Genomic DNA, 17063 nt, shown 5'->3' with positions numbered 1-17063 from the left:
TCCATCATGCTTCGGTTCTCAGCGATCTCTGCAGTCGGGAATGCAATCCGGGTAGACGCCGCCAGCGGGGTCGGTTCTGAGTACGCTCGCCTGCCGCACACCTTTCGCATACTGGCCGAGAACGTCGCCCGAAACGCGCCCTCCTCGGCAGAGCGCGATGCGGCCATCGCAGCGATCCGCGACTGGCTGAAGGCTGGGACGAGCAGCGCGGAGATTGCCTTTCAGCCCTCGCGGGTGCTGATGCACGACACCACCTGCACGCCGGCGCTGGTCGACATTGCCGGGATGCGCGACGCGCTCGCCGATGCGGGCGGCGATCCCGAGGCGCTCAGCCCCGTCATGCCGGTCGACGTCTCCGTCGATCATTCGCTGGGTGTCGACGTCTCGGCTCTGCCGGGCGCGGCCGATCTCAACAAGGAGCGCGAATATCGCCGCAACGGCGAGCGCTACCGCTTCCTCAAATGGGCGACGCAGGCGATGCTCGGGGTGCGGGTCAATCCGCCCGGTACCGGCATCATGCACACGATCAACCTCGAGCAGCTCGCGACGGTCGTCGGCACGACCGTGATCGAGGGCCGCACGGTTGCCGTGCCCGACACGCTGATCGGGACCGACAGCCATACGCCGATGATCAACGGGATCGGCGTGCTGGCCTGGGGCGTTGGCGGGCTCGAGGCCGAAAGCGTGATGTTCGGCATGCCGGTGATGATGCGGCTGCCCGATGTGATCGGCGTGCGCCTGGACGGCCGGTTGCGCGAGGGCGTCCTGGCAACGGATCTGGCGCTCACCGTCACGCAGCTCCTGCGCGAGCGCAGGGTGACCGGGGCTTTCGTCGAGTTCTTCGGACCGGGTGTCTCGACCCTGTCAGCCGGCGAACGCGCGGTCGTCGCGAACATGACGCCCGAATTCGGAGCGTCGACGGCCTTCTTCCCCATTGACGAGCGCACGCTCGCCTATCTGACTCAGACCGGCCGTGACGCGCGGGCCGTCGCGCTGGTCGACGCCTACGCCAAGGCGCAGGGGCTGTGGTTCGACCCAGCCGCCGAGCCGCGCTTCACCGACACCGTGGCACTTGATCTCGGGACGGTCGAGACGAGCCTTGCCGGCCCCTTCCGGCCGCAGGACCGGCTGCCGCTCTCCGGCGTGCCGGCGGCGCTGGCCGCGCTTCCGCAGCCGACGACGCTGGCGGCGGGTTTGCCACGCCATCCGGTCGCGATCGCCGCGATCACGAGCTGCACCAACACCAGCGACCCGCGCCTGCTTGTCGCGGCGGGGCTGGTGGCGCGCAAGGCCCGTGCGCTTGGCCTTCTTCCGCTGCCCTGGGTCAAGACCTCGCTCGCGCCGGGCTCGCCGGCGGCCGAGCGTTTCTTGCGCCGCTCCGGCCTCCTCGACGATCTCGAATCTCTCGGCTTCGGGATCGTCGGCTATGGCTGCACCACCTGCATCGGCAATTCGGGGCCGCTGCTGCCGGTGATGGAGCAGGCAGTCTCGGCCGGTGAGACGCTTCCGGTCGCGATCCTCTCGGGCAATCGCAACTTCCCCGGACGCGTCCATGGCCAGGTTGAGGTCGGCTTCCTCGCCTCGCCGCCGCTCGTTGTCGCCTATGCCCTCGCAGGAGACGCGACGCGCGACCTCTCACGCGACGCGATCGGCCGGGCCGGTGACATTGCAATCCACCTGTCCGACCTCTGGCCGTCGGGCGAGGAGATCGATGCAGCTTTGGCTGCCGGGCTCGATCGCGGCGACTTCCGTGACGCGTTCGCGCACGCTTCCGCCGATCCGAACTGGGTCGGGCTCGACGCGCCGTCGACGCCGCGTTTCCCGTGGGACCCGTCGTCGACCTATCTGCGCCGGCCTCCTTTCGCCCGTACCGACGCGCCCATCTCCCTCGGCCGGTTCAGCGCCCACCCGATCCTGGTTCTCGGCGACGACATCACCACCGATCATATCTCGCCCGCCGGGCAGACCCCTGCTGCGAGCCAAGCGGGGCGGTGGCTGATCGAGCATGGCGAGAATCCGCGCGACCTCAACGTCTACGCCTCGCGGCGTGGCAATTGGGAGGTCATGCTGCGCGGCCTGTTCACCAACCGAACGGTGCTCAACCGGCTGGAACCCGACCTCCCGCCGGGGTCGACCCGGCACGCGGCCAGCTGCGAGGTGCTGCCGCTCTGGGTCGCCGCGGAGCGCTATCGGGCGGCGGGCGAAGCCATCGTGATCGTCGCAGGCGAGCGCTATGGCACGGGCTCCTCGCGCGACTGGGCGGCGAAGGGCCTCGGCCTTCTCGGCGTCCGCGCTGTGCTCGCGGCGAGCTTCGAGCGCATCCACCGTTCGAACCTGATCGGCATGGGTATCCTGCCGCTCACCTTCGACGATGCCGCGCAAGGTGCCGGCCTGTCGCTCCGGCCCGGCGACCGCATCGAGATCGCGGTGCCCGAGAGCCTGCTCGTGCCGCGTCTCGCGACGCAGGTCACGCTCGCTCGCGCGGGCGGCGAGCGCCTGTCGATCCCAATGCACCTTGCGGTCGAGACGGAACTCGAATGCGAGACGCTGCGCGCCGGCGGCATGCTGCCGCTGATCCTGCGGCGCTTCCTGCCCGATCACGGAGATCACCCGCCGGGTGAAGGCGATGCGAGCGAACGCCGCCACGCCTGACGGCGCCTTGCGTCTCGACCACACCAGACCACAAACGGAGGAAAGTCCATGATCGATCGTCGACTTCTACTCGCCTGCGCCACCGTCTTCATCGCCGCTCCGGCCATGGCCCAGGCCCCGGCTGAACTCAAGATCATAGCCCCGGCCGGACCAGGCGGTGGCTGGGACACGGCCGCGCGCTCGATCCAGCAGGTCCTGGCCAGCACTGGCCTCGCCAAGAGCGTCCAGGTCCAGAACGTCACGGGCGCGGGCGGCACCGTGGGCCTTGCCCAGTTCATCAACGGATCGAAGGGCGATCCGTCCCAGCTGATGGTCAACGGCATCACCACGGTGGGGGCGATCCTGACCAACAAGGCGCCGGTCAGCCTCGACCAGGTCACCCCGCTCGCGCGCCTGACGGGCGATCCGTTGGTCATCGTCGTGCCGGAGAACTCGCCGCACAAGACGATCAAGGACGTGGCCGCAGCCATCAAGGCCGATCCCTCGCGCTTCATCTGGGCCGGTGGATCGGCCGGCGGAGCCGACCACATCCTCGCCGCGCTCGTGACGAAAGCGGCCGGCAGCGATCCTGGCAAGCTCAACTATGTCGCCTTCTCGGGAGGCGGCGAGGCGCTCGCGGCCATGCTCGGGGGGCGGGTGACGGCCGGCGTGTCGGGCTATGGCGAGTTTGAGAGCCAGATCAAGGCAGGCAAGCTGAGGGCCATCGCCCTGTCCTCGGGCAAGCGTCTCGACGGCGCGGATGTCCCGACGCTGAAGGAGCTGGGCATGGACGTCGAGGTCGTCAACTGGCGCGCCGTCATGGCGGCGCCCGGTATCTCGGCTCAGCAACGGCAGGAGCTCACCGCCGTCTTCGACAAGATGGTCAAGTCGAAGGAATGGGCGGAGGTACTGAAGGTCCGCGGCTGGGACGATTACTACCTTGCCGGAGAGCCTTTCGCTGCCTTCCTCAAGGAGGAGCAGGTCCGCGTCGCTGACGTTCTGCGCTCGATCGGACTCGTCAAATAAGCTTCGAATCGCCGCCTGCCTCGGGTAGATGCTCTCGTCGGCGGCTTCGTCGGCCGGAGGGAGCGCATCGTGGCACGGGCGGGCGGACAGGACCTCGGAGAGACGCTGGCGGCGAAGCTGCTCGGAGAGATCCGGGAGTTGCGGCTCGCCGCCGGGACGCATCTGCGCGCACAGGATCTCGCGACCCGCCTCGGCGTCTCGCGTTTCCCGGTGGGCCAGGCTCTTCAACTGCTCGCCGGCAAGGGCGTGCTGCGCCATGAGCCCAACCGCGGCTATTTTGTCGGCGAGAGCGAACCTCCCAGCGCAGAGGAGCTGGGGCTCGCCGGCACCGACGGCCGCGACGCGATCTATTTCCGGATCGCGGAGGATCGTCTTGGCGGCGTGCTTCCCGACCAGATCACAGAAGCCGAGCTGCGCGAGCGCTACGGGTTGACGCGAGCCAAGCTCACGATGGTGCTGACGCGCATCAGCTCCGAGGGCTGGGCCGAGCGACGCGCCGGCTATGGCTGGACTTTCCTGCCCGTCCTGAACACGCCGGAAAGCCTGGAGCAGAGCTACCGGCTCCGTCTTGTCCTCGAGCCTGCGGCCCTCCTCGAGTCGGGCTACGACCTTCCGCCCGAGCAGATAGCCATCTGCCGCCATGCCGAGGAGAGGCTGCTCGCGGGTGCCATCGAGACCGACTCCGCTGACGCGCTGCACGAGCGCGGGGTGCGCTTCCATGAGACGATCGTCGGAGCGAGCGGCAACCCGTTCTTCCTCGATACGATCAGGCGGCTCAATCGCGTGCGCCGCTTGCTGTCCTACCGGTCGATGCTGGACCGCAAGCGTTACCGCGCGCAATGCGAGGAGCACCTCGCCATCCTCGACAGCCTCGCGCGCCGCGATCAGGACGAAGCTGCCGACCGACTGCGTGCCCATCTGCTCCACACGATCGAGGATCTGGCGCGCATTCGCCCGATCCTGTCGCGCTGAAGCATGGCCTTTCCATTGCGATGGTTGAGAAGCAATATTGCATTTATTGATGCAAATATGTTAAATATCGACCAATCGATTTGGGAAGATTGATCACGGCGCTGCCGCGGCGACGGGCCGCTTCTGGGCAAGATGCCAACGCCCTCTTGTGGCGCATCAGGCGAGTGACGGGCGCAGCATATAGGTTTCGGATGCGGCATGCTTGTCGAAGCTCAACCGGCCCATCGGCGTCAGCCTGGAATATAGGGCGTATCATCGGCCCGAAGCCGCCCCTGAACCCCAGATGAGCCACAGCCTCCGTTCCTGAAACCCGAAAGCAGTCTCAAATCATCTGATGATGGACAATGGCGCAGTGCCGCTTCCCATCGCCCGCCGGCATGCTCTAACTGTGGCATGCCGCAAGAGCCCGCCACGCAGACCACTGCCGAAACCGCCGAAGCCGACCTCGCGGCCGAGGGCCTGAAGCCTGATGACGGGCGCTATTCGGCTTTTGCGCCGTTGCGCCAGCCGATCTTCCGTGCGGTCTGGATCGCTAGCCTTGCCTCGAACTTCGGTGGCCTGGTCCAGATGGTGGGCGCGGCCTGGCTGATGACCTCGCTCTCCAATTCGCCGGACATGGTCGCGCTCGTCCAGGCCTCGACCGCGCTGCCGGTGATGCTGTTCTCGCTTGCCGCCGGCGCGATCGCGGACAATTACGACCGTCGCCGCATCCTGCTGACGGCGCAGGGCTTCATGCTCGCTGTTTCGGTCATGCTGGCGGTTTTCGCCTGGTATGGGCTGCTCTCGCCCTGGCTGCTCCTGACCTTCACCTTCCTGCTCGGTTGTGGCAACGCGCTCAACAACCCGGCCTGGCAGTCTTCGGTCGGCGACATGGTGCCGCGCCCCGAAGTGCCGGCGGCGGTGACGCTGAACAGCGTCGCCTTCAACATCGCTCGTAGCGTCGGCCCGGCAATCGGCGGCGCCATTGTCGCCGCCTTCGGCGCGGTCGCGGCCTTCGTCGTTAATGCCTTCAGCTATATCGGCCTGCTCGTCGTGCTGGCGCGCTGGCAGCCGCCGCGCGTTGAGCGCGTGCTGCCGCGCGAGACGTTCTTGATCGCGATGAGCGCCGGTCTGCGCTATGTCGCGATGTCGCCCAATATCCGCGCCGTCATCCTGCGAGCCTCCCTCTTCGGCTTTGGCGGCATCGTCGGTCTCGCTTTGATGCCGCTGGTTGCGCGCGATCTCGTGCGCGGCGGCCCGCTGACATACGGCATCCTGCTGGGAGCCTTCGGCGCCGGCGCGGTCGCCGGAGCCTTCGTCAGCGCCCGGTTGCGCCGTCGTTTCAGCACCGAGACCCTCGTGCGCCTGACCTTCCTGGCCTATGCGGCTGCGGCCCTGATTGTGGCACTGAGCCCGACCCTATGGCTCACCATGCCTGCGCTTGCGGTCGGCGGCGCCTGCTGGGTGCTGGCGCTCTCGACCTTCAATTCGACGGTGCAGCTATCGGCGCCGCGCTGGGTGGTGGGGCGCGCGCTTGCGCTCTACCAGATGGCGGCCTTCGGCGGCATGGCCGCGGGCAGCTGGGCCTGGGGCTGGGTCACCCTCCATTCCGGTCCGGCCGGCGGCCTCACCGCGGCGGCGGTCGCACTGGTCTTCGGCGCGGCCGCCGGGCTGCGGTACCAGCTGCCCCCGCTTGAGGCGCTCAATCTCGATCCGCTCGGCCGCTGGCGAAAGCCCGAGGTCGCGGTCGATATCGAGCCGCGCAGCGGCCCGGTCTTCGTCACCATCGAATGGCGGATCCGGCAGGAGGACGTGGTCGAGTTCCTGAAGGCAATGGAGGAACGCCGGCGCATCCGCCGCCGCGACGGCGCCCGCCACTGGTCGCTGCTGCGCGACCTGACCGATGCCGAACTCTGGATCGAGCGCTACGACAGCCCGACCTGGGTCGAATATGTTCGCCAGGCCCAGCGCGTCACCCAGGCTGACGCCGAGATCGGCGACAGGGTCAGGGATCTGCATATCGGGCCCGAGCCGCCGGTCGTGCACCGCATGGTCGAGCGTCAGACCGGCGTGCTGCCGCGGGAGATACTGCGCGCGACCCAGCGGGCGCAGGCGTCGCCCTGAGCGGCGGCGCCGAAGCCGCTCAACGTCGCGACCACGCGCGTGAAAGAGGCCCCTGAGGTGACTGGGGGCGCTCGGCGTGGGCAGGTGCGGGACATTTTGGAGCCTTGCCGTCGCGCGTCAAACCTTCTGAGCGTGCGCCGGCCAATTCGAGCCGGTTATTGGCCCAGCGTCGTGTTCGACGAAGCTTTGCGCGAGCGCAAGAAGCGGCCACGTATCAAGCGCCGGGCAATGGCGTTCAGATGAACGGTCCTAGAAATCGCCGGTGAACGATGCGGACCGCGCCCGCAGGTGCTGCCACAGCGCCTCCGCGACGGGGCCATGGAGCCGATCGCGCCGGCGTATGGCCGCCACGGTTTCGACCCGGCCGGGCAGATGTTCGCCAGCGATCGAGAGCAACCGGCCATCCTTGAGCTCCTCGCGGATGAGCCATGCCGGCAGATGCCCCCAGGCAAGTCCGTGAAGGATCAGCTCCTTCTTCATCTGGTGGTCGGGGACGGAGCAGCGCTGCGAGCCCTCGACGAGGAAATAGCTGTCCGGCGAGGGCTGCCGCGCCGTGTCGCGGATGACGCATTGGGTGTAGGGCCGCATCTGCTCAGGCGTGGTGGCCGGTCCTAAGGCGACTGACAGGAACCCTGGCGCCACCACTGGAACGAACTCCACGGCGCAGAGATCGACCCGCTCGAGACGCGGATCCGACGGATCGGCGTGATGCAGGATCAGGTCGGCCTGGCCCTCCAGCAGGCGCTCGAGCGGTCCGTTGATAGTCTCATACTCCAGATGGAGGCGCGTCCGGTTGTGGCCGGCGAAGAACCGGCCGAGCAGGCGCAGGGCGGAGGGCCTCGGACAGACATCGCCCAGCACGACGCGCAGGATCGTTTCCTCGCCGCTCGCCAGTTGATCGGCATAGCCGTGCAGATGGTCGAACTCGCGCAGCATCAGCCGGGCGCGTGCATGAAACAGCGCCCCCGCCTCGGTCAGAGCTACCCTGTAGCCGCTGCGGTCGAGCAAGGTCAGCTTCAGCACATGTTCGAGGCGGGCGACGGCCGCGAACACGGATGGATGCGAGCGGTTCAAGGCGAGCGCCGCGGCCTGAAAGCTGCCTTGGCTGGCGACGGCGTCGAAACACCTGAGATCGTGAAGCTTCAGATCACTCAATGTCTTCATTTTCGACAGAGATTGTCAGAACATAGTAATATTCTACGACACTGACATGGCCTAGCGATATCTGCGACCGGCGCGCATTCCGCCGGCCCCAGGGCGGCCGGACAGGCTCCCGTTCGATCGGAAGGACATGCGGCATGGCCGGTTTCGTCACGCGTCGCAGCGCAATCGCGCTAGGTGGCTCCGCCCTTATGGCGCCAGGTCTGGCCGCAGCCCAGTCGGCCGGCGGATCCAGCGCCGGCGCAGCGCGGAACGCTGCCAACCCAAACCAGACCAGGAATGAGAGCAAGATGACCGAGACCCGTCATTTCACCGCCGGCGACGGCTGCCGCATCGCCTATCAGCTGACCGGCGCTGCCGACCGGCCGGTCCTGATGCTGTCGAATTCGATCGCAACCTCGCTCCACATGTGGGACGGGCAGGTGCAGACGCTGTCGGAGACATACCGCGTGCTGCGCTATGATTTTCGCGGCCACGGCAAGTCCGATACGCCGGCCGGTGCCTATTCGATCGACCGGCTGGGGCGCGATGTGATCGAGCTGCTCGATTCACTAGAGATCAAGCAGGCGCATTTCTGCGGCCTGTCGATGGGGGGCTGGGTCGGGCAATGGCTCGCCGTCCATGCACCTGATCGGATCGGCCGGCTCATCCTCTCCAACACCGCGGCTTATCTCGGACCGCCCTCCAATTTCGATGCGCAGATCCGGGCGGTGCTCGCGGTCAAGGACATGTCGGACACGGCGGACCAGTTCATGCGCAACTGGTTCCCCGCCTCGATGCTGGCGGGTCCGAACGAGATCGTCGACACCTTCCGGGCCATGGTCCTCGCGACGCCGCCGCGAGGTCTCGCCGGCTGTTTCGCCGCTCTGCGTGATAACGATCTGCGCCGGACGATCGCGCTGATCAAGGCGCCGACGCTGGTGATCGGCGGCATAGACGACAAGGTGACCCTGGCGAGCCATAGCGAGGAAATCGCAGCGACGATTCCCGGCGCCAAGCTGGTGCTGATGCCGGGCGTTCATATGCTCAATGTCGAGCGACCTGCGGAATTCCTTGACGCAGTGAAGGGCTTCCTGGCGGCCGCATAGGAATCGGCTTCGCAAGACGGCCTCGCGGGAGCTCAGGCGATGACGCGTTCGTCGCCTTCTTCGTCACGGCCCCATCCTCTCGCGGACCGGGCTACGACAAAACTGGAAGCAGCTCAGTTGCCTTCAGAGCGATGTGCTTGACCTCCTGAAAATCGTGCAGAGAGGCGAGGCCGTTCAACCGGCCGAGGCCGCTCTGCTTGAAGCCGCCTTCCTCGAACTCGTCGTGGATGGCGGCCCAGTCATTGATCCAGACCGTGCCGACCTGGAGCGCGCGGGCGAGGCGAAGCTGCCGATCCGGGTTGCGGCTCCAGATGCTGGCTGCCAAGCCGAAATCGCTGTTGTTGGCGAGGGCGATGGCGGCAGCCTCGCCCTCGAAAACCTGGAAGGTCGCCACCGGCCCGAAGACCTCTTCCTGAACGATCGCCAGCTCCGGGCTGGAAACCTCGAGCAGCGTGGGCCGATAGAACGCTCCCGCGGCGAGCGCCGGGTCGTTCGCAGGGCCGCCACGGACGATGGCACGGGCGCCTTCGGCCAGTGCCTTTTCCACCACGGCGTTGATGCGCGCCACGCTTTGCTGGTCGATCAGCGGACCCATCTCGCTCGCCGGGTCGGAGGCCGGGCCGAGCCGGACTTTGGCGAGCCGCTCCGCAAGGGCCTGCCGCAGCCGGTCGGCGATCCCGCGTTCCGCCAGGATTCGGCTGCCGGCCATGCAGAACTGGCCGGCGAAGACGGTGACGGCCTTTTCGAGCACGGGTAGCGCGGCCTCGATATCGGCATCGTCGAACACGATCATCGGTGTCTTGCCGCCGAGCTCCAGGCCGAAGCGTTTCAGGCGGGCGGCGCCGGCGGCCGCGATCGCGCGGCCGGTCCGGGTGCTGCCCGTGAAGCTGATCACCGGAACGTCGGGCGCCTCGACCAGGAAGGCCGAGCCGGCGATGCCGCTCTCGGAGAAGATGTTGACGACGCCCGCCGGCAGCTCAGGGATCTCCGACAGGATGCGCGCGATGAAGGCGTTCACCTGCGCGGTCTGGCCGGGCATCTTTGCGACGACGGTGGTGCCGGCGGCGAGTGCCGGACCAAGCGAGCGCATCAGCAGGACCACGGGGCTGTTCCACGGCACGATCAGGCCGGCAACGCCGACCGGCTCGTGCAAGACCATCGAATAGGCATTCGGCCGGACCGCCAAGGCGCGGCCGTGCTGGGCGAGCGCCAGGGCAGCGCAATAGCGCAGCTTCGACGGGACGGTCGCGACCTCGAACCGGGCTTCCGGCAGGATCTTGCCGTTCTCGGTTGCCAGGATCTGCGCCAACTCGTCGGCTCGTGCCTCGATACGGTCGGCGATCGCATTGAGGACGCGGGCGCGCAAGCGCCGGTCATCGCGCCAGGGACTGTGCAGAAAGGCCCTTCGCGCCGCGGCCACGGCACGCTCTGCATCGCCCAGCGTCGCATCCGCGAATGACCCGATGGTTCCTCCGGTAGCCGGATCGACGCTCGAAGCCTTGATGGGGCTATCGCTCCACTCCCCATCGATCCAGTTCAAGGCATGCGGCAGCTGTGTCACGGGACGATTTCCTGATTGGTTGGTGGCAAGCCGTGGCAGCGGTCGCTGTCAGTCGAGCCCGTAGAGGCCGGGCACGGCCCGATCGACCACGACTTCGACGAGTGTCGGTGAGGTGCTGGCGAATGCCTGCGCGAGAGCAGGCGCCAGATCGGCGGCGCGCTCGACGCGCATCGCCTCGCAGCCATGCCCGGTGGCTAGGGCCGGGAAGTCCAGCCCGGGCAGGTCGATGCCAGGCGGGGCAGGGCTTTTCATCAATTGGCTGAAGGCGCGCATGGCGCCGTAGCCGCCATTGTTCAGGACCACCACGGTGAGCGGCAGCCGGTGTTGCGCCGCTGTCCACAAGGCCTGGACGGAGTACATCGCCGAGCCGTCGCCGATGATGCAGATCACCGGTCGTGTCGGCTCGGCGAGCCCGATGCCGACCGATGCAGGCAAGGCAAAACCCAGCCCGCCGCTCGCCATGCAGTAGAAGCCGTTGTCGTGGATCGGCAGGTGGCGTTGGAGCGCCTCCTTGTGGGAGGGCGCTTCCTCGACGATCACGCTGCCAGCGGCACGCAGATCCGCGATCGTCTGCATAACGAGGCTCGCCGGGATCAGGTCGGCGATGGTGATCCGCGGTGCCGGAGAGCGCCCGGCGCCAGCGGGCAGGCGCTCTCGTTGTGGCAGCCGCGCCAGCAGCTCGGAGACCGCAGGGCGCATGGACGACAGCAGGCTGGCGCCGGCTGCTGCGGAGGCGGCGGCATCGCCGTCGTCGGTGATCTGGAGGATCGGCGGTCCCGACTGCAACCCGGCCAGATCGCCGGCGACATGGAAGGTGAAGGCGGGCGCGCCGAGAACGAGCACCAGGTCGTATTGCCCGAGCCGCTTGGCGAGAGGTTCGGGTGCAGCCGGCAGGAAGCCATTGAAGAGCGGGTGGTCTTCCGGGAATGAGGCGCGGCTCGCGACCGGTGCGGTCCAGACTGCCGCCTGGAGACGCTCGGCGAGCGTGACGACGAGCGCCGAGGCATCGTCCCGTGCGACGCCCGCTCCGACGACGATGGCTGGCCGCTCGCTGGCGTCGAGCGCCGCGGCGAAGTCTTGCAGCAGCTCGAGGTTGGGGCCGAAGTCACGACTGGTCTGCCGGGGCAGCACCGGGGGGCAGGGGGCCTGCCAGTCGTCTGCGGGGATGGAGACGAAGGTCGGGCCGCAGGGCTTCTGCATCGCGATGGCGTGGGCCTGTGCGATGGCGAGCGGCACGTCCTCGGCGCGCGCGGGCTCGCAGCTCCATTTCACATAGGGCTTCGGAAACTCCGTCGCCGAGGTGGCGCCGAGAAAAGGGCGCAACGGAAGCAGCGGCCGAGCCTGCTGGCCGGCGGTGATGACGAGCGGCGTCTGGTTCCGGTAGGCCGTGTAGATGCTGCCGAGCGCATGGCCGACGCCGGCGGCGGAATGCAGGTTGACGAATGCCGCGGTGCCGGTGACCTGGGCATAGCCGTCGGCCATCCCGACGACGCTGCTCTCCTGCAGGCCAAGCACATAGCGGAAATCGCCTGGCCAATCATGCAGGAAGGCGAGTTCGGTCGAGCCGGGATTGCCGAACACCGTGGTCATGCCGAGCGCGCGCAGAAGCGAGATGGTCGCATCGCGAACGGTGCCGGCCGGCTCCGCGCGCTGCGGGCCCGGAGCGCCGGCCTTGTCTGTTGGCTGCATGGTGGTTCCTAGCTGGATCCGGCCCTGCGCGGGCCCGGACTGATCCGGGCGGGGGCCGGCGGCTCGCTCAGATCGAGCGGAGCCTGGTTTCGTCGGCGACGACCACGGCCGTGACGGCGATGATCGAGACGATGCTGAAATAGATCACGATGGGCACAAGGCTGCCGCCGCTCCAGGCGAGCAGGCTGGCTGCGATCACAGGCATGGCGCCGCCGCCGAAGATCGTGCCGAACTGCCGGCCTAGCGACACGCCGCTGAAGCGAATGCGGGTGTCCGAGAACAGCTCGGGATAGAAGCTCGAGGTGACCCCGATATGCATGGGCTGGATGAGCGCCCCCGGGATGGCCATGGCGAGCATGACGAGCAGGGTGTCGCGGGTCTGCAGCAGCGGAAAGAAGAAAAAGGCCACGTAGAGCCCGGCCAAGACGAAGCCGGTGCCCAATACCAGGCGTCGGCCGATACGGTCCGACAGGCTGCCGAAAAGCGGCACCATTCCGATCGCGATGACATTGCCGATCAGGACGCCACGCAGCAGCGTGGCCTGATCAAGCCCCAGCGTCTTCACGCCATAGGAGAGGCCGAAGATCGAGGTGAGATAGAAGACGCCGGATTCGGCCAGCGCGCAGCAGAACACGATGAAGGCCGGCCGCTTGTAGTTGTCGAGCACCTGGAGCAGTGGAATTCGCGTCGGCGCCGTCCGCGCAGCCTCGAATACCGGCGATTCCTCGACTTTGAGCCGGACATAGAAGCCGAGGGCCACGAGCACGATGCTGAACAGGAATGGCACGCGCCAGCCCCAGTCCAGCAGAATGCCACTGGGCAGCGTCGCCACGAAGGAGACCACCAAGGTGGCGATCACGACGCCGGCGAAGTTGCCGGACTGGGCGATCGAGGCGAAGACGCCGCGCTTGCCCTCCGGCGCGCTCTCCAGCATCAGCACCGGCGCCCCGGTGGACTCGCCGCCAAGGGCGAACCCCTGCAGGAAGCGCAGGACCAGCAGCAGAACCGCCGCCCAGATCCCCAGCGAGCCGTAGGTCGGCAAGAGGCCGATCGCCGTCGTCGACAGCCCCATCAGGATCAACGTCGCCGCCATCACCGGCTTGCGACCGAGGCGGTCGCCGAAATGGCCGAAGAACAGGCCGCCAAGGGGCCTTGCCACGAAGCCGACGGCAAAGATGCCGAGCACGGCGATCGTACCCGCAACCGGGTCCGCATTGGGAAAGAACAGCTTGTCGAACACCAACGGCGCGAGGAAACCGTACAGCATGAAATCATACCATTCGATCGCCGAGCCTAGAAAACAGGACAGCGCGACTTTGGAACGGTCTTTCCTGCCAAGCGCAAATTGCTTGCCGATGGCCGCTGCCGACATGGTCTTCCCCCGCGAATATTATGGCATTCGCAAAGCTGTTCGCCTGCGAAGCGATTATCGTGAGGCAAAGCATGGCCGTCCGCGCCGCCGGGCGTCGAGCGGCATTTCGTCAAGCATTGTTCGCATTCGGGAAACCGACGCCGGAGGCCCGATCAGCGGCCGCCCAGATCGGGACCGCTGCTGCACACCGGCGGCCGCACCGATCGTTCCGGCTGCGCCGTCAGGATGTCGACCAGTGCGGCCATGGCCGGTGAGAGGATCGCGTTGCGCAAGGTCGCGAGGTGCAGGTTGCAGGAGGCCCAGCTCTCCGCCAGCGGAATGCTGACGAGGCCGCGGCTGGCGACCTCCCGCGCGGCACTGCGCATCGGCAGCACCGTTATACCCAGCCCTCCCTGCACCACTCGGCTGGTCGAGGCGATGCCATGCACGCGAATGCGCGTGACCAGCTCGGCGCCATGGCTTGCTGCCTTCTGGGCCAGCAAGTTGCCGATCGCGGAATCCGGCGGCAGCACCCAATCCTGGTCGAGCAGCTCTGCGAACCGAACTGTGGTCCGGCCGGCGAGCGGATGCGCCGGAGGAACCACGATCCCGAGCGCGTCGCATCGATAGGGCCGAAGACGCAGGCCGGGACTGACTTCGGCGCCAAGCAGGATGCCCAGCTCCGCCCGGCCATCGAGCACGCTCTCGGCGACCGCATTGCTGGTCTGTTCTTCAACCGAGAGTCGGACATAGGGATAGCTGCCGAGGAATGTCCGCAATTGCTCGGGCAAGTCATGAAAAAGGGCTGGCCCCGAAACGCTCAGCCGAATCTGCTCCAGGACGCCATCCGTGATGTCCTGCAGCTCACCTTCGAGCTGGTCGATATCGGCAAGGATCTTGTGCGCATGTGTGGCAATCGCGCGCCCTGGCACTGTCAAGCCGATGCCGCGGCCGGCTCGCTCGATGAGGCGGAAACCCAGAGAATCCTCGAGGAAGCGGATGCGGCGGCTCGCTGCCGAAACCACGATATGGAGCTCCTCGGCCGCCAGCGAGAGGTTGCCGTGACGTTCGATGCCGGCGATCAGCTTCATGGTCTTGAGGCTGAGCCGGTCGTTGAGCTTCACCATGACGATCTCCCGGGAGCGGCGGTCGGGCAGCCTTGCCGTCAAGCGTACAAGATTTGCTGAAATCTCAAAATATGAGAAATTGACTGGACCAATGTATCAGTAATATCGACAAAGCAAGAAAATGGAGAAGTCGATTTATGCGCCCGACTTTGTGGAGCCGGCAGCACCGCGGCCCCTGTTCGTGCGGGCCAGGAACGGTCCCGTGCGAAGGGCTGGATGAGAGGCCCGGCCTTGCGCAAGCCGATGTCGAGGCCTGCCGGGCTAGGCCCGTCGGTCATCTGGCCGACCAGGTCGTGACCAAGACGAGCCGGGGCGAGCCGTGAGCAGCCTCGGGCGCTATATCAAGCTGCTTCGGCTGTTCGGGGAGGCAAAGGGCAGCTGGACGGTGCAGGAGATGGCGGAGGCGCTCGGCAGGCCGCCAAGCACGATCTACCGGACGGTGAGGGACCTGGTGGGCGAGGGCTTTCTCGAGCCGGCCTATGAGGCGCATTACCGTCTTGGCCCGGCCTTCGTCGAGTTCGACCGGCTCGTCCGCTTGACCGATCCATTGGTCCGGGCCGGGCACTCCCACCTGCATGATCTCGTCACTCAAGCTGGTGTGCCATGCCTCGCACTGCTGGCGCGTCTGTACGGCGATACCGTGCTCTGCGTCGCCGATGCGGCCTTTGGCAGCCTGCCGGCGCGCCCGTCCTATGAGCGTGGGCGGCCGATGCCGCTGACCCGGGGCGCAACCTCGAAGACGATCCTGTCGCTGCTGCCCGCTCGCCGATTGTCCCGGCTCGTGACCGACAGCCTCGCCGGTACGACCGGGGCCGACGAAGCTGCAGCGCGGGCAGAGCTCGGGGAGCTGCGTGGTGTGCTCGCAGGCATACGCCGGTCTGGATACTGCATCACCCGCGGCGAGATCGATGACGGGCTCGTCGGCATTGCCGTGCCGATTGCGGCGACGGGGCTCGGCATCACCGCCAGCGTCAGTCTCGTCCTCGATGCCCGTAGCCTCGACGAGAAGCTTGAGCATCGCCTCGTGCTCCAGCTCGTCGCGTCAGCCAGCCTGCTGGTCGACCAGTTGACGGGCCTGCGTGCGCCCTCCGCCCCACGCGCAACCTCGAGCCTTCGGGACGTCGAATGATCCAGATGGAACAGCGCTTCTCGCGCTATGCGAACCGTATCGTGCCGTCCGCCATCCGCGGCCTGGCGACCATGGCCAAGGCAGCCGATTGCATATCGTTCGGTCCCGGCGAGCCCGATTCCTCGCTCTTTCCCGTGGCTGAAATCCGCGACAGTCTCGCCCGGATCCTGTCTCAGCCGGAGCGGACCCGGGCTGCCCTGCAATATGGCCCGAGCGAGGGCGACCCGGCTCTGCGCGAACGGATCTGCGCCTATATGCGCGCCAAAGGCGTGGCGTGTGAACGGCAGAACATCCTGCTGACGAACGGCGCTCAGCAGGCGCTCGATCTCGTCACCGAGCTGTTCGCCGAGCCCGGCGCGAGCGTTCTGGTCCAGAGCCCGACCTATCCTGGCGCGCTGCAGATCTTCTTCGCGCACGGCGCAAGAGTGCAATCGCTGGAGATGGCAGGGCGCGCTGCCGATGAAAGGCCCGCGCTGATCTACGCGATGTCGAATTTCCACAATCCGACCGGGGCCACGCTGTCGCTCGCCCAGCGCCGCGAGCTCATCGCCCTGGCGCAGGAGCTGGATACGGTCCTGGTCGAGGACGATCCCTACGAAGTGCTGCGCTATGAGGGCGCGGCGCTGCCGCCGCTCCTGGCCGTCGACATCGAGGCGTGCTCGATCGAGGAGGCGCGGACGATCTATCTCGGCACCTTCTCAAAGGCGATTGCGCCCGGCTTTCGCGTCGGCTGGCTGGTGGCGCCGAGCTCCGTGGTCGCCAAGCTCGCCCTGATGAAGCAGAGCGAGGACCTGCAGGCCGGCAGCCTGGCCCAGGCCTGCTTGCGCGGCCTGTTCGACGGCATCCTCGACAGCCATGCGAACCGCTTGCGCGACGCTTACCGCATCCGGCGGGACACGATGCTGTCGGCACTCCAATTGGAACTCGGCAACCATGCCAGCTGGGTCGCTCCCCAGGGCGGGTTCTTCATCTGGCTGAATCTCAATGCCGATATCGATGCGCATGCGCTCTTGAGCCGGGCTGCGGTCGCAGGGGTGACCTATGTTCCGGGCTCGGCCTTCCAGCCCGATGGGCAGGCGACAGCGTCGCTGCGCCTCAGCTTTTCGGCCGCCCCGCTCGATCGCATGGAAGAGGGCGTGCGGCGCCTGGCGAAGGTGCTGCGGGACTGCACAGCGCGGGCGGAGGATCGCGTCGCGCGATAGAGCAGAATTCTCGTTCCATTTCG

General features: G+C 67.2%; 12 protein-coding genes. 7 read left to right on the top strand and 5 right to left on the bottom strand.

Going from position 1 to position 17063, the window contains the following annotated elements; all coding sequences use genetic code 11:
* Positions 1-6 precede the first annotated feature (6 nt).
* The 4 genes from acnA (at position 7) to GV161_RS03910 (ending at position 6732) form a co-directional block, all read left to right on the top strand.
* Positions 7-2652, top strand: a complete 2646-nt coding sequence (gene acnA, locus GV161_RS03925; RefSeq protein WP_152011757.1) for an aconitate hydratase AcnA — start codon at positions 7-9, stop codon at positions 2650-2652.
* Between the two features lie 48 nt (positions 2653-2700).
* Positions 2701-3657 (top strand): tripartite tricarboxylate transporter substrate binding protein, encoded by a 957-nt coding sequence (locus GV161_RS03920; RefSeq protein ID WP_152011758.1) that lies wholly within the window; start codon positions 2701-2703, stop codon positions 3655-3657.
* Positions 3658-3726: 69 nt separating this feature from the next.
* Complete coding sequence (locus tag GV161_RS03915; protein WP_152011759.1) at positions 3727-4629, top strand: GntR family transcriptional regulator; 903 nt, start codon at positions 3727-3729, stop codon at positions 4627-4629.
* Between the two features lie 393 nt (positions 4630-5022).
* Complete coding sequence (locus GV161_RS03910) at positions 5023-6732, top strand: MFS transporter (protein WP_152011760.1); 1710 nt, start codon at positions 5023-5025, stop codon at positions 6730-6732.
* 249 nt (positions 6733-6981) lie between these two features.
* Here the strand turns inward: GV161_RS03910 and GV161_RS03905 are convergent, their stop codons facing one another.
* Positions 6982-7887, bottom strand: coding sequence for a LysR family transcriptional regulator (locus GV161_RS03905; protein WP_152012433.1), 906 nt, complete (start codon positions 7885-7887; stop codon positions 6982-6984).
* Positions 7888-8183: 296 nt separating this feature from the next.
* On the opposite strand from GV161_RS03905, the gene GV161_RS03900 reads away from it, so the two are divergent.
* Positions 8184-8981, top strand: coding sequence for an alpha/beta fold hydrolase (locus GV161_RS03900; RefSeq protein ID WP_152011761.1), 798 nt, complete (start codon positions 8184-8186; stop codon positions 8979-8981).
* Positions 8982-9072: 91 nt separating this feature from the next.
* Here the strand turns inward: GV161_RS03900 and GV161_RS03895 are convergent, their stop codons facing one another.
* The 4 genes from GV161_RS03895 to GV161_RS03880 form a co-directional block, all read right to left on the bottom strand.
* Positions 9073-10542, bottom strand: a complete 1470-nt coding sequence (locus GV161_RS03895; protein ID WP_152011762.1) for an aldehyde dehydrogenase family protein — start codon at positions 10540-10542, stop codon at positions 9073-9075.
* 48 nt (positions 10543-10590) lie between these two features.
* A complete protein-coding gene (mdlC, locus tag GV161_RS03890) occupies positions 10591-12231 on the bottom strand; it encodes a benzoylformate decarboxylase (RefSeq protein ID WP_152011763.1) in 1641 nt (546 codons plus the stop codon).
* A gap of 67 nt (positions 12232-12298) precedes the next feature.
* Positions 12299-13603, bottom strand: coding sequence for an MFS transporter (locus GV161_RS03885; protein ID WP_152011764.1), 1305 nt, complete (start codon positions 13601-13603; stop codon positions 12299-12301).
* A gap of 152 nt (positions 13604-13755) precedes the next feature.
* A complete protein-coding gene (locus GV161_RS03880) occupies positions 13756-14709 on the bottom strand; it encodes a LysR family transcriptional regulator (protein WP_152011765.1) in 954 nt (317 codons plus the stop codon).
* Positions 14710-15028: 319 nt separating this feature from the next.
* Between GV161_RS03880 and GV161_RS03875 the strand changes: the two genes are divergently transcribed.
* Positions 15029-15838, top strand: coding sequence for a helix-turn-helix domain-containing protein (locus GV161_RS03875; protein ID WP_152011766.1), 810 nt, complete (start codon positions 15029-15031; stop codon positions 15836-15838).
* Positions 15835-17040, top strand: a complete 1206-nt coding sequence (locus GV161_RS03870; protein ID WP_152011767.1) for a PLP-dependent aminotransferase family protein — start codon at positions 15835-15837, stop codon at positions 17038-17040. Before GV161_RS03875 ends, GV161_RS03870 begins: the two co-directional genes overlap by 4 nt.
* Positions 17041-17063: the final 23 nt, after the last annotated feature.

The sequence above is a fragment of the Bosea sp. 29B genome, from assembly GCF_902506165.1.
GTDB lineage: Bacteria > Pseudomonadota > Alphaproteobacteria > Rhizobiales > Beijerinckiaceae > Allobosea.
The sequence above is the reverse complement of the archived record's forward strand: the minus strand, read 5'-3'. Positions and strand labels throughout refer to the sequence as shown.

What these genes read in the sequence shown, in the direction of transcription:
- acnA (WP_152011757.1), top strand. Translation starts at nt 7, where the DNA reads ATGCTTCGGTTCTCAGCGATCTCTGCAGTCGGGAATGCAATCCGGGTA.
- GV161_RS03920 (WP_152011758.1), top strand. Translation starts at nt 2,701, where the DNA reads ATGATCGATCGTCGACTTCTACTCGCCTGCGCCACCGTCTTCATCGCC.
- GV161_RS03910 (WP_152011760.1), top strand. Translation starts at nt 5,023, where the DNA reads ATGCCGCAAGAGCCCGCCACGCAGACCACTGCCGAAACCGCCGAAGCC.
- GV161_RS03900 (WP_152011761.1), top strand. Translation starts at nt 8,184, where the DNA reads ATGACCGAGACCCGTCATTTCACCGCCGGCGACGGCTGCCGCATCGCC.
- mdlC (WP_152011763.1), bottom strand. Translation starts at nt 12,231, where the DNA reads ATGCAGCCAACAGACAAGGCCGGCGCTCCGGGCCCGCAGCGCGCGGAG.
- GV161_RS03885 (WP_152011764.1), bottom strand. Translation starts at nt 13,603, where the DNA reads ATGTCGGCAGCGGCCATCGGCAAGCAATTTGCGCTTGGCAGGAAAGAC.
- GV161_RS03880 (WP_152011765.1), bottom strand. Translation starts at nt 14,709, where the DNA reads ATGGTGAAGCTCAACGACCGGCTCAGCCTCAAGACCATGAAGCTGATC.
- GV161_RS03870 (WP_152011767.1), top strand. Translation starts at nt 15,835, where the DNA reads ATGATCCAGATGGAACAGCGCTTCTCGCGCTATGCGAACCGTATCGTG.